Origin of the sequence: Acinetobacter sp. YH12218, assembly GCF_013417925.1 — a bacterium.
GTDB lineage: Bacteria > Pseudomonadota > Gammaproteobacteria > Pseudomonadales > Moraxellaceae > Acinetobacter > Acinetobacter amyesii.
On record NZ_VPDB01000024.1, the window covers coordinates 1 to 21,923 of the forward strand.

Here is a 21,923-nt window from a genome sequence, read left to right on the forward strand (position 1 = left end):
GGATAATCTTTTTCAGATTCAATCAATAATTGAACCGCTCTTTCTCTGATTTCAGGGGTATATTTTAATTTTGTCATCGGGATAGTCTCTCAGAATATTGACTCTCCGACAAACCCGGTACGGTTCAGTTTTGATGTTTAAAAAATAACCAAAATAAGTGACTTAATCATATGATGAAGATTCAAAATCATAACAATGAGGATAAATACAATGTCTGTTGCTAAAGTCGTTGAAGTAAATGCAAGTAGCACAAAAAGTTTTGAAGATGCAATTCAAACGGGAATTAATAAAGTCACTGAAACTGTGAAAAACGTTCAGGGTGCATGGATTAATGAACAAAAAGTCGTGGTGAAAGACAATAAAATTGCAGAATATCGAGTGAACTTAAAAATCAGCTTCTTGGTGGAATAAGTTTCATTTTATTGATGTTAAAAACTGATCATAAAAAATCCCCGAAGTTCGGGGATTTTTGTTTGAACACGCTGAATTATTTTTCAGGCGTTTCACAGCTTTCATCATTACATACAGGTGTAGGAGCAAGTTCAGGAAGTTCCGCAGCTTTGTCCATCACTTGTTTAAACACGTCTTTCGGTTGAGCGCCAGCTAAAGCAATGCGTTGCTCAAATACAAAGAACGGTACACCCGTAACTTTAAGTTGATCGCGTGCTACTTCTTCGTCGTATTTGACGAAATCAGCAAATTCATCTGAGTCTAATAAGTCATCGACTTCAACAGGGTTTAGACCAATACGAGATGCAACGTCTTCTAAGGTTTCACGTTCACCAATGGCCAAGCCTTGCGTCATATAGCTATAGAAGAAAGCTTCTTTGGCTTCACTACCGAGACCTTTGCTTTGTGCAAGATGAATCAAGCGGTGCGCGTTGAAAGTATTGCCTGAATTGGCTTTTTGCCAGTTAAATTCAATACCTTCAGCTTTTGCCATTTCGGCAATATTGCGCTGCATTTCCTCTACTTCTTCAATACTACGGCCATATTTTTGAGCCAGACGTTCAGTATTGGAAATTTCTAGGCGAGCGGGCGCATCTGCATCAAGTTGATAGCTATGCCAAAACACTTCAAGTTCTACACCCGATTCTTCGGCAGCAGCTTCAAGGCGTTTTTTCGCAATATAACAAAATGGGCAAACCACGTCTGACCAGATATCTACACGCATGGGAAATCTCTTTTCTATATTCTGGGAAAATGATGGGGGCAAATCCTAAAATTTAAAGCCAAGCAATGCAATCCATTTTTGTTTCGATGGCGCAATGTCGAATTTTTTTGATGTTGATACAAGGCTTGACCGAAGATTTGTCGGACTATTAATCCGTGATTAAACGTTTACCCAAACAAATCACTTCAACCTCTTCATAGCCCAATTGTTCATAAAAATTTTGTACGTCAATGTTGTCTTGGCGAATCAGTAATTGAAGTTTTGGACAGCCTAAAGCAATTAAGCGTTTTTCTAATTGCTGAATGAGGGCAGTAGCGACACCATTTCGCTGAAAATGTGGATGTACGGCGAGATAATTGACCCAGCCTCGATGTCCATCATAGCCACCCATCACAGTTGCGATCAATTGATCATCTTTGACAGCCAATAAAAATAATTGATCACGTTGCGCTAGTTTTCGAAAAATATCAATTTCAGGGTTATTCCATGGACGGGTCAGATCACACAGTTCCCAAAGTGCAATCACATCATCTAAATCAGATTCGAGATAGGGGCGGATAATAAACATAATTTTTGTTTTAGCATGTATTTTGACCAATCTAGATTAGTCGAGTTTTGCAGACTTGATAAGTCATATTGAAAAATAAAAGCCATAAAAAAACGCTCCGAAGAGCGTTTTTTTATTCACTGTCAATTAAGCAGTTTTAACTTCTGGTTGAGCAGCTAACATGTGGCCGTTCTCTTCGAAGTTGATGTGCCAAGACAATGCTTCACGTAGAAGGTGAGGTGTTTGACCACCTTTCGCACATGCACGGTCGAAGTAATCATTTAGCGCATCACGGTACATAGGGTGAGCACAGTTGTCGATTACTGCACGAGCACGTTCACGTGGAGCAAGACCACGTAAGTCAGCAAGACCTTGTTCAGTAACTAAGATGTCAACGTCGTGTTCAGCATGGTCAATGTGAGAAGCAAATGGAACAACAGAAGAAATGTCGCCGCCTTTTGCAATTGATTTAGTCACGAAGATCGCCAAGTGTGCATTACGTGCGAAGTCACCTGAACCACCGATACCGTTCATCATTTTTGTACCGCAAACGTGAGTTGAGTTCACGTTACCGTAGATATCAAACTCAAGCGCAGTGTTGATACCGATGATACCTAAACGACGTACAAGTTCTGGATGGTTAGAAATTTCTTGTGGACGTAATACAAGTTTGTCTTTGTATTGTTCAAGGTTATTAAATACTTTTTCGCCATATTTAGCAGAAAGCGTAATAGAAGAACCTGAAGCAAATTTCATTTTGCCTGCGTCGATCAATTCAAATGTACAGTCTTGAAGTACTTCAGAGTACATGATCAAGTCTTCAAAGTTCGAATCTTTAAGACCAGTCAATACTGCGTTTGCAATTGAACCGATACCTGCTTGTAATGGACCAAGGTTTTTCGGTAAACGACCTTCTTCTACTTCTTTTTCAAAGAAAGCGATAAGGTGGTTTGCAATACCTTGAGTTTCATCATCAGGTGCAGTCACTGTAGATGGAGAGTCATGCAATTCGTTGTTAAATACGATACCTACGATTTTTGAAGGATCGATGTTGATTGCATGTGTACCAATACGTTCGTCAACTTGAGTCAATGGAATCGCTTGACGTGTTGGACGATATGTTGGGATATAAATATCGTGTAAGCCTTCGAATGCTGGGCTTAAGTTGGTGTTGATTTCAACAATCACTTTTTCAGCAAAAATTGCGAAGCTTGCAGAGTTACCTACAGACGTTGTAGGAATGATGCCACCATCTTCAGTGATCGCAACAGCTTCAATAATTGCCACATCAGGCTTTTTAAGCTGAAGGTTACGCATTTGTTCAACTGTTTCAGACAAATGCTGATCGATGAACATCACTTCGCCTTTATTGATGGCTTTACGTAATGTATTGTCTACTTGGAACGGTAAACGACGAGCAAGAACACCTGCTTCAGTCAATTTTTTGTCCAAATCGTTACCCAAGCTCGCGCCAGTAATTAGGGTAATTTTAAGAGGATTAGCATGAGCCTGTTGAACCAACGCTAAAGGTACAGCTTTCGCTTCACCTGCGCGTGTGAAACCACTCATACCTACCGTCATACCATCCTGAATGAATTCAGCAGCTTTTTCTGCGCTGATAACTTTGTCGTGAAGGGCAGCTAAACGGATGCGATCTAAAGACATCATATACTCTCGTGAAATTCTCAAAACTGATACGGATTGTACCGATCAAAAAAGCCATTTTGCATACCTGTTAGGCTAAGGTCTAATTTTTTGAAAAAATGTGGGTATAAGATTTTATTATGATTTTTAAACCACTGAATAATAAGGTTAAAAATATCAATGGTTAAAGCTTAAACAAAACTGTTCGTTGCTTTTTTGAACGCTTGTTAAAAGCGTTCAGTTAAACTTTGCTTAATTTTTTCCAATGGGCTGTTGTTTAATATTTCATCATTTTCGAGTTTTTGCAGTGGTAAAGAAATGATCGCTTCGAGTCCACCTTCTGCTCGATTGTGAATTGAAAGTTGACCTTCGTGAATATCCACAATACGTTTTACAATGGCTAAACCGAGTCCACTGCCTTGAATGGTACGTGCATCATTACCACGTACAAAAGGTTGCATCAGGTCTTCAATTTGGTCTTCAGGAATCCCTTCGCCATTATCGGCAACGCGAATTTGAATATGGTCACCTTCATATTCGGTAGACAGTTCAATCGGCTCGGCACCATAGCGTTTTGAGTTATTGATTAAGTTGCCTATTAATCGTTTTAAGGACAGGCTACGTGCTTGAATAATCGGTAAGTCTTGAGGTTCAAAGCGAATATCTAAAGGTTTAAATTGAATCACTAATTCCTGCAATAGCGCATTTAAATCAGTATCTTGCGGAACTTCATCTGAACCATCTCGCATATACGAAATGAACTGATTCAGAATCGCATCCATATCTTCAACATCGTAAATCAGACCTTCTTTTAGGAAGTCATCATCAGGCATCATTTCTGCGCTGAGTCGAATACGGGTCAGCGGAGTACGCAAATCGTGGGAAATACCGGCCAACATGATACGACGATCACGTTCAGTTTGTTCCAGCGTGTAGACCATGTGGTTAAAGGCTTGGTTTACTTCACGGATTTCTTGTGGCCCATGGTTGGTTTCTAAATAAGGTGCAGTGCCGTGTTTACTATAGTTGTTTGCCGCATCTTGTAAACGTTTTAGTGGACGGTTGAGCTGACGAACCAAGGTTAAGATAATGATGCCAGCAATCAGCGGAATACCCAATAACCAACCTAAAATCAGCTCTGCGCTATAGTTGGCATAGGTTTTTAAAGGCTCGCGAACCCAGTTTCCATTCATTTCTGGAGTTTGAATCCAGATGCGTGGGTCAGGTTTAAATTGGAAATACACGGTCGCATTATCAATGCGCATTTCTTTGGCCAGTTTCTTTTCAATTTGATTGGTAAAGAACTCTGCAATCACTTTGTCTTTGACATTGGGGAATTCTTTCGGATCGGTCACATATTCGATCCCGACACGGTTGCGCATCCAGTCGTCGACATCTACTTCGGCATTGTTATGAAAAATCCGTAAATCAGGATTGTTAATGATTTCAAGTTCGACCGCGAGGTAACGAGCATGTTGTTGAATTTCGGGTAAATAGAGTGTGCGCCAAAAGAACCATAAGGACATAAACAGGCTAAAAAACACCACAAATAAGACCAATACGGTGGTCCGCATGGCTGCAGAGCGGGGTTTGATTTTATCGAGGAAGCGTTCCCAAGGTGTCCGTTTTTTTTCGGAGTAGGTAACGTAGTCGGTAAATTCCTGTGGGTCGATGGGTTCGAGTTTCACGCAGAATCCTTTAAGCAAATTTTTTGAAAGGCAGTTTTTATTCTTTGCGATGGAATCTTACTGCTGGAACGTTCTTCGGGAGGAGTTCGTTATGTTACTTTTTAAAAAAGTAACCAAAATTTTTGCCATTCGCTGAACTCGCGCACATTACTTTTATTCATTCAATTTCAAGTGGCTCAGACAGCAGCGAATGGTATTTCCGGACATGAGGTACGGTGACTCGATTCTCAGGTCTTATTTTATGGCTTATTCAGCACCATCTGGAACAAAGACATAACCCACACCCCAAACAGTTTGGATATAACGTGCACGTGCCGGGTTTTCTTCAACCAAACGACGCAGGCGAGAAACTTGAACGTCAATTGAACGCTCCATAGCACCCCATTCACGACCACGAGCAAGATTCATTAACTTGTCGCGTGTCAGTGGTTCACGAGGGTGTTGAACTAATGCTTTGAGTACGGCAAATTCACCCGTTGTTAATGTGACGACTTGACCTTCACGGGTTAATGTACGAGTAGACAGGTCGAGTGACCACGGACCAAAAGACACCACTTCCATTTGTTGGCTTGGTGCGCCCGGAACTTCACGCACTTGGCGACGTAGGACTGCACGAATACGAGCTAATAGCTCATTCGGGTTAAATGGTTTTGGTAAATAGTCATCTGCACCGGCTTCAAGTCCTGCAATACGGTCTGAATCGCTACCACGAGCGGTCAGCATAATGATCGGGGTATCGATGCTAGATTGGCGCAGACGGCGGCAAATACTCAAGCCATCTTCAACAGGCAACATAAAGTCGAGCACAATCAGGGAAAAGAGTTCCCGCTGCAACAGACGATCCATCTGAGTCGCATCATGTGCGGTTTTGACCACAAAACCTTTATCTTCTAGGAAGCGTTGTAAGAGGGTGCGTAGACGCACATCATCATCGACAACCAGAATGCGTTCGACTCGGTCGGTTTCGGCTTGTACGGCATCTGTTTTTTCAGCAGGTACAACTAAACTCATGACGTGCTCCTTATTCTTTATTGTCATCGTAAACAAAAAGTCGATTTCACTTGAGTATACGATTCATTTATATAAATTTACTATGCTCTAAAGCAACAAATATTGCAGTTAAAATCAAGACATAGATACCAAATGTATACATGTTGTTCGAATCAGTTTGCTTGTCTAAGTCTCGCTAATTTGCTGTTTCATAGTCAGTTTCGTAAAAAAATGTGTATTTGAGATGAATTGGCATTAAAAACCACGAATAAATTTATAAAAACAATTGTGGATTTTATGGTCTTGGTCTTTATAATCATGGCTTTTAGAACTTATCCTTGCAGGGATCTAATACGATGACTGACTTAGTTCAGCAGTTGGCAAAAGAAATTGCCGTACGTCCAAATCAAATTGAAGCTGCCATCAAGCTCATTGATGAAGGTGCCAGTGTTCCATTTATCGCACGTTACCGTAAAGAAGTGACGCAAGGTCTGGACGATACTCAATTACGTCAGCTCGATACACGTCTGACTTACCTGCGTGATTTATTTGAGCGCCGTGAAAAGGTAATCGAATCTCTAAAAGAACAAAACAAGTTATCTGATGACTTACTTGCTCGCGTGAATGCAGCAGAAACTAAAAATGCTTTAGAAGAGATTTACGCGCCGTATCGTCCAAAACGTACCAGTAAATCATTTAAAGCAAAAGAAGCGGGTTTAGGCCCAATCGCTGAAAAAATCTTTAATGAAGCGGTAGACCCAACCGAAGCTTTAGTTGGTTTTAGTCATGAAGATTATGCTGATGTTGAAAGCCAATTAGATGCGATTCAACACATTTTAATTGATGACTGGGCACAAAATATTGCATTAACTACTGAGCTAAAAGCGACATTTGCGAAAACTGCAGTGTTGAAAAGTTTAGTTGCAAGCGATGAGAAAAAAGAAGTCGGTAAAAAATTCCGTGATTACTTTGATTTCTCTGAAAGCTTAAATAAAGTCCCTTCACACCGTTTATTGGCGATGCTCCGTGGCCGTCAAGAAAATGTCTTGGGCTTAAAAGTCGATGGTGAAGATGATGCACCATTGGCTCGTATTGATACTGAATACAATTTAGAAACAGCACAACCACAAGCACGTGCAGATTTCTTAAAACAAACTGCAAAATTATTCTGGCTCGGTAAAGTTCGTCCTGCGATTGAACATTCATTATTGACTGAAAAACGTTTGGCTGCTGAAGCTGAAGCGATGGATGTCTTTGCTGAAAACCTACGTCATTTATTACTTTCTGCTCCTGCAGGCGCACGTTGCACATTGGGTGTAGACCCTGGCATCCGTACGGGTGTGAAATTGGCTGTTGTCAATGCATCAGGTGATGTTCTTGCACACAGCACGATTTACCCATTTGCTCCGAAAGAAGACAAAGCTGGTTCAGTTGCTGAACTTGCGCGCCTTTGCCGCGAATTCAATGTTGAATTAATTGCGATTGGTAATGGTACTGCAAGCCGTGAAACTGAAGCTGTTGTGGCTGAAATGATGGCAGCAAATACAGACTTGAACTTGATTCGTGTGTCAGTATCTGAAGCAGGTGCGTCGGTTTACTCAGCATCTGAATTGGCGTCAAATGAATTGCCAGATTTAGATGTATCGATCCGCGGTGCTGTATCGATTGCACGTCGTTTACAAGATCCATTGGCTGAACTTGTGAAGATTGATCCTAAATCGATTGGTGTGGGTCAATACCAACATGATGTGAACCAAACCGGTTTGGCAAAAACGCTAGAAGCGGTTGTGGAAGACTGTGTGAACTCAGTAGGTGTTGATGTCAACACAGCATCATCTGCTATTTTGGGTTATATCGCGGGTCTAAATAAATCGATTGCACAGCAAATCGTTGAATTCCGCAAAGAAAATGGTCGTTTTGATAACCGTCAAAGTTTGAAGAAAGTACCTCGTTTAGGCGAACGTACCTTTGAACAAGCAGCAGGTTTCTTACGTATTCAAGATGGTTCTGAGCCACTTGATGCTTCTGCTGTTCACCCTGAATCTTATGGTTTAGTAGAAAAAATTGTGGCAGCGAAAGCAACCACAGTCAAAGATATTATTGGTAATACTGAAATTATTCGCCAAGTAAACGCCGAAGAATTTGTGAATGATCAATTTGGTTTGCCAACGATTCAGGACGTTTTATCTGAACTTGAGAAACCAGGTCGTGACCCGCGTCCAGAGTTCCGTACGGCGAAGTTCCGTGAAGACATCACTGAAGTGGCTCAGTTGACTGAAGGTTTACAGCTTGAAGGTGTGGTTACAAATGTGACGAACTTCGGTGCATTCGTGGATGTGGGTGTACACCAAGACGGTTTAGTGCATATTTCTGAACTTGCAAATGAATTTGTTGCAGATCCGCACAAAGTCGTGAAGCCAGGTCAAATTGTTCAAGTTCGTGTCTTGAATGTCGATGTTGAGCGTAACCGTGTTAACTTGTCTATGCGTGCAGAAGGTGCTGCTGCAGCGAAACCACAACGTCAACCACGTCGTGACAATGTACAGCAAGAACAACGAGGTGAGCGTAAGCCACATGCGAAACGTCCACAGCATGCCCGTCCGCAAGGCGACCGCCCACAAGGTCATAAAAAACCTCAAGCAGCGAAACCACAAGAAAATAAAATTGGTGGTTTAGGTGCGTTGTTATTACAAGCAGGGATTAAAGGTTCGAAGTAATCTTTAACTGTTAAAAAAACCTCCCATATGGGAGGTTTTTTTATATAAGATTAAAACAATCAAAGCTTAAATAAACTTAGAAGATCATGATGTTACGTAGTTATTATCAGGGTTCAGTTCAACAATTCATACATACAAATGAACAAGAAATTATGGGGGCTTTGGCACTACAGCATGAATTTGCATTGGAAGATTTACAAAAGAACGCTTGGTTAAAACAAATTGAGATTTTAAAACAACAGTTGGATTTTTTAGATGAGGGAGAAATCTTTTTTGAATTCTCTATTCCACGGATGGGTAAGCGCGTAGATAACATTCTTTTGATACGTAATTTAATTTTTGTTATTGAATTTAAAGTAGGTGAAAAGAGTTACCCACAATATGCTAAGACTCAGGTCATAGATTATTGTTTGGATTTGTTGAATTTTCATGAAGGTAGTCATCAGCAAAAGGTCATACCACTTTTAATTTCAACCCAAGCTCAAAGTTGTGAACAGTCATGGTCAGCGGTATCCACTTATCAAGATACTTTATGCTGTAACACCCATAATTTACGGATTGTAATCGAACAAGCGCTTTATCAATTTGCAGGTCTTACGCAACTTAATATCAAACAGTGGGTTGAGTCTCGATATAAACCAACACCCACAATTATTGAAGCAGCTCAGGCGTTATATCAAGGTCATACAGTGGATGAAATTTCTAGAAGTGATGCCGGTGCAAAAAATTTAGCGATCACTTCGAAAAAAATCGAACAAATTATTGAAGATGCAAAATTAACAAATAAAAAAACGATTTGTTTTTTAACGGGTGTACCTGGTGCAGGAAAGACATTGGCCGGTCTTAATATTGCGAACCAGCGTTTAAAAACAAATGAACAAGAACATTCTGTATTTTTATCTGGGAATGGTCCTTTAGTTGATGTTTTACGTGAAGCATTGGTTCGAAATACCGTGGAACTTGCTAAGCAACAAACAGAAAAAAAGACGCGATCTGAGGCAGAACGTGAAGCCAAAGCCTTTGTACAAAATATTCATCATTTTAGAGATCATTATTTGAAATCAAATGAGGTGCCAATCGAAAAAGTCGTTATTTTTGATGAAGCTCAAAGGGCCTGGCAAAAGGATCAGGTTTCAAACTTTATGAAACAGAAAAAAGGTATTGATAATTTTTCGATGTCTGAACCAGAGTTTCTCATTAGTGTTATGGATCGCCACGCTGATTGGTGTGTCGTTGTTTGCCTGATTGGTGGTGGGCAGGAGATTAACACTGGAGAAGCAGGTGTTTCTGAATGGCTATCAGCATTAGAACATAAATACCCGAAATGGAAGATCTACTTTTCTAACAAAATTTTGCAGGATAAAGTCTATTTAACTGATCCTAAACAACAATTCTGGGTTCAAAAAAATGGAAAAAATGAGGAAGATTTACATCTTGCTGTTTCTGTCCGGTCATTTCGCAGCGAACAAGTTTCACATTTGATTCAACATGTATTAGATGGTGATGCAAAGTCCGCGAAAGAAACTTACCATATGATGTCCCAAGATTATCCTATTCTGCTTTGTCGTGATTTTAATGTTGCTAAACAGTGGTTAAAAAGAAAGGCTAAGGGTTCAGAGCGCTTTGGGGTTATTGCTAGTTCGGGTGCCAGACGTTTAAAAGCCGAAGGTATTGATGTAAAGAATAAAATAACACCTGCAGATTGGTTTTTGAATTCAAATACAGATGTACGTTCTGCGTATTATTTGGAAGATATTGCAACTGAGTTTGATGTGCAAGGCTTGGAAATAGATTACAGTTGCGTGGCATGGGATATTAATTTTTATTTTGATCAAGATTGGCAATTTCAAGCCTTTAAAGGTAGTCGATGGCAAAATATAAGGCAAACTGAAAAGCAGAAATACCTGTTAAATGCATATCGAGTGCTACTGACTCGGGCGCGACAAGGTATGGTGTTGTATATACCATCTGTAGATGACAGTGACTGGACTCGTCCCAAGAAATATTATGATTCGACGTATAATTTTTTGAAGCAATGTGGTTTCAATACGCTATAAAAAAACCTCCCATTTGGGAGGTTTTTTTATTTCTTTTAAGGCCTATCAAAGATAAATGAGCTGAATCTTAAACTTCGCAATAAAGTGTAAAAATCACACAAATTACGTATCAAAACACACTATAGAATCGTTCGATTGTCAGACAATATATAAGTCACGCCATAAAGTGGTCACAAACTTTAGGCTTTACATACTTACATCTAATTATTTGATATTTATTATAAACGGTAAAATGATGACATCTAAAATTGAACGATATCGATTTCATATTCACGACTTTTTATCTGGAACAGTGGTATTTCTCGTGGCTTTACCACTATGTCTCGGCATTGCATTGGCTTCTGGCGCACCGATTCTCTCTGGTATTATTGCCGGCATTGTCGGTGGTATTTTAGTTGGGGCACTGAGTGGCTCACATATCAGTGTTGCAGGGCCTGCAGCAGGTTTAACAGCAGTCATTTTGGTACAGCTTGAACTACTCGGCGGCAACTATGCCGCCTTTTTATTGTGTATTGTTTTTGCCGGTATTTTACAGATTGGATTTGGCATATTTCAGCTCGGTTTCTTTGCCAACTTTATTCCGAACAATGTCATATTGGGTTTGTTGGCAGCTATCGGGCTGATTTTGATTGGGAGTCAAATACCTTATTTGTTTGGCTTGAACCAATTTTCATGGTCTGTGCTGTGGCAGTCACAGCCGCTCGATTTGCAATGGGATATTGGTGCCGTTCTGATCGGTATCGGTAGCCTTGTGCTGATGTTGCTATGGGAGCAGAGCCCTTGCAAAAAGTGGGTTTTGCCTTCGGCCTTGGTTGCTGTCATTCTTGCTGCACTGTGTAATGCTGTGTTGGTGCTTAGTGGGTCACCTTTGGCAGTTCATCCATCGAACCTCATCCAACTTCCAAATCTTTGGGATCAGCCACAAAATGTGATGATTTTTCCAGATTGGACCGCTTTAAATAATCCTCTGATTTACACAGGGGCTATCACTTTGGCGGTTGTGGCGTCATTAGAAACTTTATTGAATTTGGAAGCAGCAGATAAATTAGATCCGCATAAGCGTTCGTCACCCCCCAACCGAGAGCTATGGGCGCAAGGTATCGGTAATGTTGTTTCGGGCGCTATAGGCGGGATGCCGCTGACGTCAGTAATTGTTCGTAGTTCGGTCAATGCCAGTGCTGGAGCTAAAAGTAAATGTTCTGCCATCTTTCATGGCGTGTTGCTCCTGTTTGCCGTGCTGTGTTTAGTGCCTTTGATGAACATGATTCCGCTTTCAGCATTAGCTGCAATTTTAATCCTCACAGGTTTTAAACTGACGCATCCTAAATTGTTTAAACAGTTGTATTTAAAAGGTTGGAAACAATTTATTCCTTTTATCATTACCTTGTTGGCGATTTTACTCACAGACTTATTGCTCGGAATCTTGATTGGTTTAGCCAGTAGTGCGGCCTTTATTTTATACGCCAATTTTAATAAGGGACTGAAGGTGTATAAAGAGCATCATTTACATGGGGTTATTACACGGATTGAATTGCCTTCACAAGTCAGTTTTCTCAACCGTTCGGCATTAATTTCGGCATTGGAGCATATCCATCGCGGCGAACAAGTGGTGATTGATGCCACACATGTGAGTGATATGGATGCTGATATTTTCCAACTCATTCAAGAGTACCAGCAGGAAAAGGCAGCACAGCGTAAAGTGCAAGTGCAGTTGATTGGTTTCAAGGCACACTATGCCGATGCGCAGGAGGCGGCATTAGATATAGATATTAGTACTGCAGCTTTACAGCAACGTTTGACGCCAGAGGCTGTGCTCGCTTTGCTTAAAGCAGGCAATGAACGTTTTGTACAAAATGAGCGTTTGCAACGAGATATCTATCGTCAACTGCGGGTGACCGCAGAAGAAGGGCAGCATCCGATTGCGGCAGTGTTAGGTTGTATGGATTCTCGTGCGCCGACTGAAATGATCTTTGATGTTGGAATTGGTGATTTATTTAGTTTGCGCATAGCGGGGAATGTCGCGGGGCAAAAAGTTTTGGGTTCATTAGAATTTGCCTGCGAAGCCAACGGCGCCAAAGTGATCGTAGTGCTTGGTCATACGGACTGTGGTGCGGTTAGCAGTGCTTGTCAGTTGCATTTAGCTGGTCAATCGATTCAGAGCCTGACGCGTATGCCACATATTCAATATGTGCTGGGGCCACTCAATGAGTCTGTATCGCGTGTTGCCGAATTGATGCAACCACAAACGCTGAGTCCGGCATTTTTAGAGCAAGTGACGCAAATGAATGTGCATTACAACATCCGCTATATTTTGCAAAATAGTGAAGTGCTACAGCAATTGGTGCAAGAAGGTAAAGTGGCGATTGTTGGTGCAGTGTATGATGTAAGAACTGGACGGGTTAATTTCTTCGGATAAATAAAATCCGATGACATAAAAAAGGATCATCATGAACACATGATGATCCTTTTTATTGAACTAAAATACATTAGCGAATCATCGGTACAATCCAACTGGTAATGATCAGCAAAATACCGAAGTGTCCCAATTTACGGGTGACATATACCAATTTTGACGGCTTTTGTTCCAATTGTTTCGCATAGTCTTCAATACTAATGCCTTGTTTTGCATTACTGGTAAATAAAAACACCGCCAAATCGATACAAATTAAAATCGTACCAACATCTGCCACCACTTCCATTAAATCGTATTGGCCGCTGATCAAGGCGGTTGACACTTGATAAACAAGGAAAAGTGCAAAAGCGATGCAGGCATACTGCAAAACAGTTAAAAATATCCGCATAAATCTATACTAAATAAGCTCAAAATTTTGAAATAGGATTATAGCGTCCCTCGCAAGAGATTACTGTAACGCTCAGAGTGCTTGCATGACTGCTGGGAAATGTTGCTTTTCAACCAACTCCAAAAACTCATCGCCCATACGCTGACTTTCAGCCACACATTGATTCCACATTTTAATGCGTTGTTGGTTGTCTAAGCCTTTGAGGGTAAAGTCTTTACGGTCAGGCAGTCGGCCAAGCGGCAAGCTTGCAAGGTATTCTTGTGAAGGTGACAGTAACAGGGTACGCGCCTGATTTTCAGGATTGGCTTGGCGTTTAAATAATTTATCAAACCAACCTGGGGTGATGCTATCCGTGAAATGTGGATACAGCACGATGCCCTGACTTTGGAAGGGTAGGTCAATATGATAGTCAATCAGGCCGCCATCGCGGTAACTGCCTTGTGGCGCATCAGGGATATCACGTATCGCGGCCATGACACCGGGAATAGATGCAGAAGCCATAAGCCACGGCATGACACTGTCTTGAGTCAATGCATGGTAATGCGTGGTAAAGCCATCATCCGCCACGGTAAATTGATGACCTGACACAGGCTGACTAATTACACGCTGCATGAAATAACGACTGTGTTTACGTGCGAGCGCTGTCGTGCCCACGATCCCTGCGACAGAGGCTAACAGAGGCAGGGCTTTATCACTTTGGAAAATATGCTGAGCTTTGACTGAAAGCACAGTGAGGTGATAATCCGGGTGATTAACCAGTGCCGCTTCTTGACCTTGAATCAAATCGATCAGCATGCCACGACACACATCGCTGACTTCTTGACGGCTCATCTTTTTATGAAAGCTCAGATTGGTATACAGCTCAGAGAGGCGTTTCGTCCCTTCAATGGCTCCCCAAGCAGCAATACTGGCAAAGCGCCAACTGCCAATCGATGAACCAATTAAAGTACGCTTTTGTTGCGCGCGTGGCAAAAAGTCAGCAAAAATCGCCTGATCTAAACCTTGAATACCAATGCCTTTCGGACCACCCGCAGCACCGGGCAGGATATCCACTTGAGCAGCGTTTAAACCCTCTTGTTCAATCAGTTGGCGGGCTAAATGGCCAGCACGGATATTGAGCGCAGGCGGTCTTTTTTGCAAAATTTGAGTCATGGTAGTCGCTTAAAATACAGTCGTAGAATTATTCTAGTGCGTTTTTGCACAGACCCAATGGCTGAAACTTCCGACAAATGACTTCTCAGTCATATCAGGGCGTCTCTCAGGAATGCTGTAATAGTTGTTCGTTATGCCGATGCAATTGAAACAAACTGAGGCAGACGATTGCCCATGTCGCCATTGGAAAGACCGCCCAAGCAAATAGGTTAATGATAAAAATCACGGCCCCAGCTAATAACCAATAATTTAACCCCGCCATCAGCTTTTGCTGTGGCAAACAAAGTAGGAATAAACAGGGAAGTGCATTAAAGAGAATGATCCACCAAAATGTAGCGCTATGCTGCATCCGATACAGGGTGGTGTTGGCTGTCGGTTGCCAGTTTAGGAAAGGCATGTGCATATTTAATTGAACTAGCACATCGAGCAGGGTCGAAAAACTATACAGCAAGGCCGTTGCACATGCTCGGAGTGGATTTCGACTATACAGTACCCCTAAATAACTGTATGACATGGCGTTCAGCCTTATTCAAATTTTTGAATTTTTTTGTTTTTATGGCTTTAAGCCTTTTATTGTCAAAAGGCTTAAAGGAGCTATGGATACATCAAGATCATTTAAACACAGATTATTTAAACACACGCCAAATGGAAAGTAAGCTTGAAAGTGCAATTAATACGATGGAAACATACCATGGCGCAATTATCGCGATGGAGAGGAAGATGGCCATAATACTGCCAAAAACCCAACTACGTTTTTGCTGATGTTCCATTTGCAAGCGCATGCTTTGCAGTTCATTCAGTTGTTTGGCATGCCAAGCCGACTGATTTTTTAAACCATTCAGACTGTCGATCATCAGCGTTGGTAAATCTTGCGCACCTAAAAGTAAGTCTGGAATTTTTTGTCCGAGTTCTTTTAAGTTTTTCTGCGGATTCATTTGCGCTTTAATCCAATCGGTGAGGATTGGTTTTGCCAAACTCCAAATATCCAATTCAGGATAGAGATCAGTTCCTAAACCTTCCACATGCACTAAAGTTTTTAGTAAAAGCATCAGTTGTGGCGGAATCTCTAAATGGAAACGACGCGCAATATCCATCACTTGAATCAGGATGCCGGCGAAGTCCAATTCATGCATTGGTTTAGAGACCATTGGGCCCACAGTGCGACGCATTTCACGTGCTAAGGCATCTTGATCTGTACCCGGTGGAATCCAACCCGCTTGATGCACGATTTGAATCAGCTGCATAAAATCGCTGTTCATAACCGCAAGCAGCATGCGTGCTACGGTCATTTGGTCGTGCTTTGAAAGCTCACCCATAATCGCGCAGTCCAGTGCAATAAAGCGTGGATTGCTTGGATTGATGGTTTCGACGAAGACATTCCCCGGATGCATGTCTGCATGAAAGAAGTTGTCGCGGAACACTTGGGTAAAGAAAATGGTGAGCCCTTTTTCGGCTAAATCTTTACGATCCATGCGCAAGCGATCAAAGGTCGCAATATCAGAAATCGGCACACCGGTAATACGTTCTTCGACCATGACATCACGGCTGTCCATATAGACCTCAGGCACGTACATCATGCTTGAACCGGTGAAGTAATGACGCATACGACGTGTGTTATCCGCTTCTAAAGTCAAATCCAATTCATTGAGAATAATTTGACGGTAGTCCTGAATAATTTCGGACAGATGCAGGGCACGAGCGGCTTCTAGGCGTTTTTCAAGGAACTGACCAAGCCACTCTAATATTTCAAAATCATGCAGAATTTGATTGCGAATATTCGGGCGAGTCACTTTCACCACGACTTCGCGACCATCATGCAGGGCAGCAGTATGCACTTGTGCAATAGATGCTGCGGCTAATGGTTGCTCGTCAAAGCGTGCAAATAAGGTATTAACATCGGCTTTAAGTGATTCCTGAATGCGCATTTTGGCAACGTCATTCGAAAAAGGTTTTACACGGTCTTGTAGAAGCACCAATTGCTGTAAAACTTCAGGTGGAATCAAATCACGACGGGTAGACAGTAATTGCCCCATTTTAATGGCCAGCGGGCCCATCTCTTCTAAAGCTTGTTTGAGCTTGAGCGGATTTTTTCGCTCGCGGCTTGACCATGCCGCAGGGTGCATGCGAATGAGAGAAAGAATATGACGGGCTTTTTCCGGTAATTCTTCCGCAGGAAACAACGTGTCGAGTCTATAGTGCGCAGCAATGCGCCAAAGGTCGAGTAAACGTGAAACGTGCGGAATCATATATGCAATTACCTAGTCTTAAGTGTTGTCTTGTAATGAGTCAATTTGGCTGTGCAGCTGCTGAATTTTTGCTTCTGCACGGTCCAGATTTTGATTCAAAATTCGGGTGTCTTGATTCAGGTCATCCATTTGCCAGCGTGGGGCAAGCAAGCCTGAATCTTCTTTTAACGCGTCTTCAGCAAAGAACAAATGGCTTTGTAAAGTACGTTTGAGATGTTTGGGTGCAAGTTGTAACTTAGCAATTTCATGCGCAAGGCTTGGACCAATCCAAGGGCTTAGATGCGAAGCTAAATCAGGCTCAGCTTGCTGCATAATGCGCTGGATATCCTGCAATAAGTGATAATCACCTTGCAATGGAATATTGCCGACATCTTCAGCCAACAGCAGTTTGAGGAGCTCGACGACCGTTTTGACATGTAAGGTCGCCGTTGCTTCAGTTATGTTTGACTGCTGCTCGAAAGGGCGTTGCTCAAAGATGGATGCAGTTTCAGTATGTCCTGTTGGCGTCGGTTCTAAGCGAACTTTATGATCATCAAAAAACACATCCACCGACAGCTGTGGTGAGTCGATCACCACACGAAGCATTTTGCCTTGCAATTCATTCAGTTGGATGCGAGTAATAGCATCCAAATCAATGACATGATGAATTAAGCGTTCAACTGCACCAAGTGCGAGAATCGACCACATAGTTCAGCCTGCAGTATTAAAGTTTGAAACCACGGTGTACAGCCACGATACCACCCGTTAAGTTGTGGTAATCACAGTTTTGGAAGCCCGCATTTTCCATCATACCTTTAAGCGTACGTTGGTCTGGGTGCATACGAATTGATTCTGCAAGGTATTTATAACTTTCAGAGTCATTTGCTACGATTTTTCCCATAATTGGTAATGCAGTGAATGAGTACAAATCATACAGTTTTGAGAATGGTTCAAATACCGGTTTAGAGAATTCTAAAATCAGTAAACGACCACCTGGCTTAAGAACGCGGTACATTGCAGCAAGAGCAGCATCTTTGTCAGTCACATTACGTAGACCAAATGAAATGGTTAATAGGTCAAAACTGTTGTCTGCAAAAGGTTCTAAAGTTTCAGCATTGGCCAAAACGAAATCGACATTGGTACAACCAGCATCAATGAGGCGGTCACGACCGACATTGAGCATCGATTCGTTAATGTCTGAAAGCACCACATGACCTGTCGGACCAACTTCACGACTGAACACTTTGGCAAGGTCGCCTGTACCGCCTGCAATATCCAGTACGTGCTGACCGCGACGAACACCTGACATGTTAATGGCAAAACGTTTCCATAGACGGTGAATACCAAATGACATTAAATCATTCATGATGTCGTATTTTGCAGCCACTGAGTGGAAAACTTCCGCGACTTTTTGCGCTTTGTCTTCGCTGCTCACGGTCTGATAACCAAAGTGTGTGGTTGGCCCAACATTACCTGTGTTCGCGCCACGTGGCAGATTATATTTGGGTACTGAACCTGTCACAGGTGTGTCGGTCAGACGTTGTTCTAAAGATTGTTGCTGACCTTGCGCTGTCCCTTGTGGTAAAGGTTCAGTTAAGAATGGACTCGCTTTGTCTGTATTTTGTGCCGACTCAGGTGTAGGGGCAGGCGTTTGATTCTCGTTAGACATTAGAGTCACTCCTAACTTATAAATAGGGTTAATGTTGCTTTGTAAGCATGATGACAGATTCTCTGTTGTTATACAGCAGTCATTTGCATTTGTTGTGAATAATATACAGAAAAAATAAGGGGCTGCTGTAATTGCTTTGCAAAACCCCTATAAAAAATCTGAATTCAGCCTTGAACGCCCTGTTTGTTTTATATCAAATGTGGGCTGAATGGGGATGATAATTTTGTTAGGTCGCAGGCTGAAACGGGTTCGGGTCTCCAGCATGTACACGGTCAATGATTTGACGTTCTACAGTGGTAAATTCACGCACAAATTTTTCTGCTGACTTAAGTGGTTTCATTGCGAGAAAGCCATCTTGCATAAAGTCATACATCACTTCGAAGTTATATTTTATTGCTGCACCTTTGCACATCTTAAAGGCGGTATAGACCATAAATGAGCGCATATATTTATCTAAATTACGACCTAAATCGTCCAATAGTTGCAGCTGTAACATACGGTCCTTGCCCTGATCGAGCTTAAGATAAGTCTGGCGCATCATTTCATCGGTTAAGGGCAGATTGGATGGATAATCTTCTAATAATTGCATGGCCACTTGTTCATCAAGCTGTACGGCTAAAATGGCAAGTTGAACGCCCGAAGTACCAGTCTTTATGGCATTGTCTGGAATCAATTTTTCAGCTTTGTGTGCATAGCGCGTGAGACGAGCAATTTGTGCTGCTAATGCATCAAAATCAGGACCGCCATATAAACGATTAATAAAATATTCAGACATCAGCACATTGTGTTTTTCAGCAAATTGTACGGCATGTGTGCGTTGCATACGTTGTTTTTGCCACTGCTGGACATCTTGTAAACGCTGTAAAATTTCTGGCTTTTTGTGGTAGTTCAACTGGTAATACAGTTCAAGTAAATCATCTAATACTGCAAGTTTGGACATTGAGTGTCTCAATTATTTTTTAGATGTTTGAATCTTAGTGGGTGTTGGAGCTTAGGGCTATGACAAAGTGACGAAATTACAGGTCAATCTGAGTCAGTTTGTTGCAGAAACGGTCATATTTTCCATTTCAGCATATACATGAAAGCATTGTTGTGGGGTGAAGGGCATGGTTATACTCAAAACAGAATAAAACCAAGGGTCCGCCATGAGCTTAAAAGAAACAGAATTTCAATTGATGGATGAAGAACAACTCTCGGTTGAGCTGATTGAAGCGCAGTATCAACTGAAAAATACCAGCCGTCAGCCCAATGCCAAAAGCATGTTGATTTTAGTGAGTGGAATCGAGCTTGCGGGTAAGGGAGAGGCTGTCAAACAGCTCCGCGAATGGGTCGATCCACGCTACTTAAGGGTGAAAGCGGATGCCCCGATCATGTTTAATCAAAAACAAACCTTTTGGCAGTCTTATGCACGGTTTATTCCTGCCGAAGGGCAAATTATGGTGATGTTTGGAAACTGGTACAGTGATTTGCTCAGTACCGCTATGCATGTGTCGAAGCCTTTGGATGAAACCTTATTTGATGAATATGTCGAGAACATGCGAGCCTATGAACAAGACCTAAAAAATAATCATGTCGATGTGATTAAAGTCTGGTTCGATTTATCGTGGAAATCCTTACAAAAACGTTTGGATGAAATGGACCCGAGTGAAGCGCGTTGGCATAAATTGCATGGTTTAGATTGGCGCAATAAAAAGCAATATGACAACCTACAACGTTTACGTCAGCGTTTTAGCCATGACTGGGTCATCATCGACTGTGAAGATGAGCAAGTCCGTGATCAACAATTTGCACAGCATATTTTACGGACCTTAAAACATTGTCCAACACATGAAACCACGGCGGTGGGGCGCTGGAAACAAGCCAAAACCCCACAGGCGTTATTGGAACCCAGCACTGCCGTCGCTGATGAAGCTGATTATAAAAAAGAATTAAAAAAATTAAGCCGCAAGGTGGCTGAAGCTTTACGTTTTGATTCACGCAATGTGGTGATCGTGTTTGAAGGGATGGATGCCGCAGGGAAAGGCGGGGCAATTAAACGCATCGTCAAAAAGTTGGACCCACGCGAATATGAAATTCATACCATTGCAGCACCCGAAAAATATGAGCTGCGCCGTCCGTATTTATGGCGCTTTTGGAATAAAATTCTCCCTGAAGAAAAGATCACGATTTTTGACCGCAGTTGGTATGGTCGCGTTTTGGTAGAGCGGATTGAAGGCTTTGCCAATACGGTTGAATGGCAGAGGGCCTATGATGAAATCAACCGTTTTGAAAAGGATCTATATGACAGTCAAACGGTTGTCATCAAGTTCTGGTTAGCCATTGGAAAGGATGAGCAAGCTGCACGGTTTAAAGCTCGAGAAGTAACCGCGCATAAGCGTTTTAAAATTACTCCAGATGACTGGCGGAATCGCGACCGTTGGGATGATTATCTCAAAGCTGCGGCAGATATGTTGCAACGTACGGATACAGAATATGCGCCGTGGCATGTGATCGCGACCAATGACAAACATAGTGCGCGCTTACAGGTATTAGAGACGATCTTAGCGCAATTGAAAGCAGATTGAATGCATGAAAAAAGCCACGATATTCGTGGCTTTTTTCATTTTCAAAACTCGCTCATTTTCAGATCTACTTAATCTTTAGATCTATGGTTTAGATCACTTTGATTCTTAAATCTTATAGATTTGCTAGACATCGCTCCGTTAAACATTGTTCGGCGTTGGGACAGGTTGGTTCGGAAATTTCTGTTGAATACGCTTCGCCAATTGGTAGCTTTCTTCTACATGGGTTTCAGCGACTTTTTTCATCACAATATAACCCAAACTGGCTGCTACCAATTGTCCACCTAATGGAATAAATTTAGTCACTTGTTTGGTAATATATTTTGCTGCAATGTTATTTAGCGATTTTTTCATCGCGGTTCGTGCAACCACTAAACCAGAAAATTCGACACCACGTTTACGCAGTTCTGTCCAATGAATTTGTTTGGTTTTCGGATCATACACACTAATTTGATCTGGCGCTAAACCAAAACGCGCATTAATTTCTGGAATGAGCTGTGACAAAATTCCGACGTCAATCACCACATCCAAAAATGGCACAGGAATAATAGCTGCACCTGCTGAAAAATAAGCACGTTTTTTGACGAGCTCTAAGCATTCAGCGCGAATAATGTCCAGATTTAAGTTAGGGTCGATGGAATCAGGAATGTTATCAATTTTCATAAGCAGATACCCTTGATACTGGATTGGTTTTTTTC

18 protein-coding genes are annotated in these 21,923 nt (G+C 41.8%); 5 read left to right on the forward strand and 13 right to left on the reverse strand.

Features of this window, described 5'->3' with window-relative positions; genetic code table 11:
* Nucleotides 1-210: 210 nt before the first annotated feature.
* Nucleotides 211-411 carry a dodecin family protein gene (locus FTV03_RS08560; RefSeq protein WP_067761311.1) on the forward strand — a complete coding sequence of 67 codons (201 nt, stop codon included), beginning with the start codon at nt 211-213 and terminating at the stop codon, nt 409-411.
* 76 nt (nt 412-487) lie between these two features.
* On the opposite strand, the gene FTV03_RS08565 is transcribed toward FTV03_RS08560, so the two are convergent.
* From FTV03_RS08565 to ompR, 5 genes are all read right to left on the reverse strand, one after another.
* On the reverse strand, nt 488-1,174 hold the full coding sequence (locus FTV03_RS08565; protein ID WP_180022688.1) for a DsbA family protein: 687 nt from the start codon (nt 1,172-1,174) through the stop codon (nt 488-490).
* A 148-nt stretch (nt 1,175-1,322) separates the two neighbouring features.
* Nucleotides 1,323-1,742 (reverse strand): GNAT family acetyltransferase, encoded by a 420-nt coding sequence (locus FTV03_RS08570; RefSeq protein ID WP_078189811.1) that lies wholly within the window; start codon nt 1,740-1,742, stop codon nt 1,323-1,325.
* Between the two features lie 126 nt (nt 1,743-1,868).
* Nucleotides 1,869-3,386: an acetyl-CoA hydrolase/transferase family protein gene (locus tag FTV03_RS08575; RefSeq protein WP_180007250.1), complete on the reverse strand. Its 1,518-nt coding sequence runs from the start codon at nt 3,384-3,386 to the stop codon at nt 1,869-1,871.
* Nucleotides 3,387-3,592: 206 nt separating this feature from the next.
* Nucleotides 3,593-5,053 (reverse strand): ATP-binding protein, encoded by a 1,461-nt coding sequence (locus tag FTV03_RS08580; protein ID WP_111885830.1) that lies wholly within the window; start codon nt 5,051-5,053, stop codon nt 3,593-3,595.
* Nucleotides 5,054-5,299: 246 nt separating this feature from the next.
* A complete protein-coding gene (gene ompR / locus FTV03_RS08585; RefSeq protein WP_078189809.1) occupies nt 5,300-6,064 on the reverse strand; it encodes a two-component system response regulator OmpR in 765 nt (254 codons plus the stop codon).
* A 335-nt stretch (nt 6,065-6,399) separates the two neighbouring features.
* Between ompR and FTV03_RS08590 the strand changes: the two genes are divergently transcribed.
* The 3 genes from FTV03_RS08590 to FTV03_RS08600 all read left to right on the forward strand — a co-directional run bounded on the left by FTV03_RS08590 (nt 6,400) and on the right by FTV03_RS08600 (nt 13,233).
* Nucleotides 6,400-8,760 (forward strand): Tex family protein, encoded by a 2,361-nt coding sequence (locus tag FTV03_RS08590; RefSeq protein WP_180041024.1) that lies wholly within the window; start codon nt 6,400-6,402, stop codon nt 8,758-8,760.
* A gap of 89 nt (nt 8,761-8,849) precedes the next feature.
* Nucleotides 8,850-10,817, forward strand: a complete 1,968-nt coding sequence (locus FTV03_RS08595; protein ID WP_180041043.1) for a DUF2075 domain-containing protein — start codon at nt 8,850-8,852, stop codon at nt 10,815-10,817.
* A gap of 235 nt (nt 10,818-11,052) precedes the next feature.
* A complete protein-coding gene (locus FTV03_RS08600) occupies nt 11,053-13,233 on the forward strand; it encodes a SulP family inorganic anion transporter (RefSeq protein WP_180041026.1) in 2,181 nt (726 codons plus the stop codon).
* Between the two features lie 70 nt (nt 13,234-13,303).
* Here the strand turns inward: FTV03_RS08600 and FTV03_RS08605 are convergent, their stop codons facing one another.
* The 7 genes from FTV03_RS08605 to FTV03_RS08635 all read right to left on the reverse strand — a co-directional run bounded on the left by FTV03_RS08605 (nt 13,304) and on the right by FTV03_RS08635 (nt 19,604).
* On the reverse strand, nt 13,304-13,618 hold the full coding sequence (locus FTV03_RS08605) for a hypothetical protein (protein WP_078189807.1): 315 nt from the start codon (nt 13,616-13,618) through the stop codon (nt 13,304-13,306).
* Between the two features lie 72 nt (nt 13,619-13,690).
* Nucleotides 13,691-14,770, reverse strand: coding sequence for a patatin-like phospholipase family protein (locus tag FTV03_RS08610; protein WP_180002876.1), 1,080 nt, complete (start codon nt 14,768-14,770; stop codon nt 13,691-13,693).
* Between the two features lie 106 nt (nt 14,771-14,876).
* Nucleotides 14,877-15,284 (reverse strand): hypothetical protein, encoded by a 408-nt coding sequence (locus tag FTV03_RS08615; RefSeq protein ID WP_180002878.1) that lies wholly within the window; start codon nt 15,282-15,284, stop codon nt 14,877-14,879.
* Nucleotides 15,285-15,396: 112 nt separating this feature from the next.
* Entirely contained in the window at nt 15,397-17,016 is a 1,620-nt protein-coding gene (locus FTV03_RS08620; RefSeq protein ID WP_180041028.1) for an AarF/ABC1/UbiB kinase family protein, read from the reverse strand.
* Between the two features lie 18 nt (nt 17,017-17,034).
* On the reverse strand, nt 17,035-17,703 hold the full coding sequence (locus FTV03_RS08625) for an SCP2 domain-containing protein (RefSeq protein ID WP_180041029.1): 669 nt from the start codon (nt 17,701-17,703) through the stop codon (nt 17,035-17,037).
* A gap of 16 nt (nt 17,704-17,719) precedes the next feature.
* Nucleotides 17,720-18,664: a bifunctional demethylmenaquinone methyltransferase/2-methoxy-6-polyprenyl-1,4-benzoquinol methylase UbiE gene (gene ubiE / locus FTV03_RS08630; protein WP_111885631.1), complete on the reverse strand. Its 945-nt coding sequence runs from the start codon at nt 18,662-18,664 to the stop codon at nt 17,720-17,722.
* Between the two features lie 226 nt (nt 18,665-18,890).
* On the reverse strand, nt 18,891-19,604 hold the full coding sequence (locus FTV03_RS08635) for a hypothetical protein (RefSeq protein ID WP_180002883.1): 714 nt from the start codon (nt 19,602-19,604) through the stop codon (nt 18,891-18,893).
* A 205-nt stretch (nt 19,605-19,809) separates the two neighbouring features.
* Here FTV03_RS08635 and FTV03_RS08640 point away from each other — a divergent pair, with 205 nt between their 5' ends.
* The gene (locus FTV03_RS08640; RefSeq protein WP_180041031.1) at nt 19,810-21,228 is read left to right on the forward strand and encodes a phosphate--AMP phosphotransferase; all 1,419 of its coding nucleotides are present in this window, start codon (nt 19,810-19,812) and stop codon (nt 21,226-21,228) included.
* 138 nt (nt 21,229-21,366) lie between these two features.
* On the opposite strand, the gene FTV03_RS08645 is transcribed toward FTV03_RS08640, so the two are convergent.
* Nucleotides 21,367-21,888, reverse strand: a complete 522-nt coding sequence (locus FTV03_RS08645; RefSeq protein WP_168377972.1) for a hypothetical protein — start codon at nt 21,886-21,888, stop codon at nt 21,367-21,369.
* Nucleotides 21,889-21,923: the final 35 nt, after the last annotated feature.

Excerpts from the sequence above, each read along its gene's own strand:
- FTV03_RS08560 (WP_067761311.1), top strand. The coding sequence starts at position 211 with ATGTCTGTTGCTAAAGTCGTTGAAGTAAATGCAAGTAGCACAAAAAGT.
- FTV03_RS08565 (WP_180022688.1), bottom strand. The coding sequence starts at position 1,174 with ATGCGTGTAGATATCTGGTCAGACGTGGTTTGCCCATTTTGTTATATT.
- FTV03_RS08570 (WP_078189811.1), bottom strand. The coding sequence starts at position 1,742 with ATGTTTATTATCCGCCCCTATCTCGAATCTGATTTAGATGATGTGATT.
- FTV03_RS08575 (WP_180007250.1), bottom strand. The coding sequence starts at position 3,386 with ATGTCTTTAGATCGCATCCGTTTAGCTGCCCTTCACGACAAAGTTATC.
- ompR (WP_078189809.1), bottom strand. The coding sequence starts at position 6,064 with ATGAGTTTAGTTGTACCTGCTGAAAAAACAGATGCCGTACAAGCCGAA.
- FTV03_RS08590 (WP_180041024.1), top strand. The coding sequence starts at position 6,400 with ATGACTGACTTAGTTCAGCAGTTGGCAAAAGAAATTGCCGTACGTCCA.
- FTV03_RS08595 (WP_180041043.1), top strand. The coding sequence starts at position 8,850 with ATGTTACGTAGTTATTATCAGGGTTCAGTTCAACAATTCATACATACA.
- FTV03_RS08600 (WP_180041026.1), top strand. The coding sequence starts at position 11,053 with ATGACATCTAAAATTGAACGATATCGATTTCATATTCACGACTTTTTA.
- FTV03_RS08605 (WP_078189807.1), bottom strand. The coding sequence starts at position 13,618 with ATGCGGATATTTTTAACTGTTTTGCAGTATGCCTGCATCGCTTTTGCA.
- FTV03_RS08610 (WP_180002876.1), bottom strand. The coding sequence starts at position 14,770 with ATGACTCAAATTTTGCAAAAAAGACCGCCTGCGCTCAATATCCGTGCT.
- FTV03_RS08615 (WP_180002878.1), bottom strand. The coding sequence starts at position 15,284 with ATGTCATACAGTTATTTAGGGGTACTGTATAGTCGAAATCCACTCCGA.
- FTV03_RS08620 (WP_180041028.1), bottom strand. The coding sequence starts at position 17,016 with ATGATTCCGCACGTTTCACGTTTACTCGACCTTTGGCGCATTGCTGCG.
- FTV03_RS08625 (WP_180041029.1), bottom strand. The coding sequence starts at position 17,703 with ATGTGGTCGATTCTCGCACTTGGTGCAGTTGAACGCTTAATTCATCAT.
- ubiE (WP_111885631.1), bottom strand. The coding sequence starts at position 18,664 with ATGTCTAACGAGAATCAAACGCCTGCCCCTACACCTGAGTCGGCACAA.
- FTV03_RS08635 (WP_180002883.1), bottom strand. The coding sequence starts at position 19,604 with ATGTCCAAACTTGCAGTATTAGATGATTTACTTGAACTGTATTACCAG.
- FTV03_RS08640 (WP_180041031.1), top strand. The coding sequence starts at position 19,810 with ATGAGCTTAAAAGAAACAGAATTTCAATTGATGGATGAAGAACAACTC.
- FTV03_RS08645 (WP_168377972.1), bottom strand. The coding sequence starts at position 21,888 with ATGAAAATTGATAACATTCCTGATTCCATCGACCCTAACTTAAATCTG.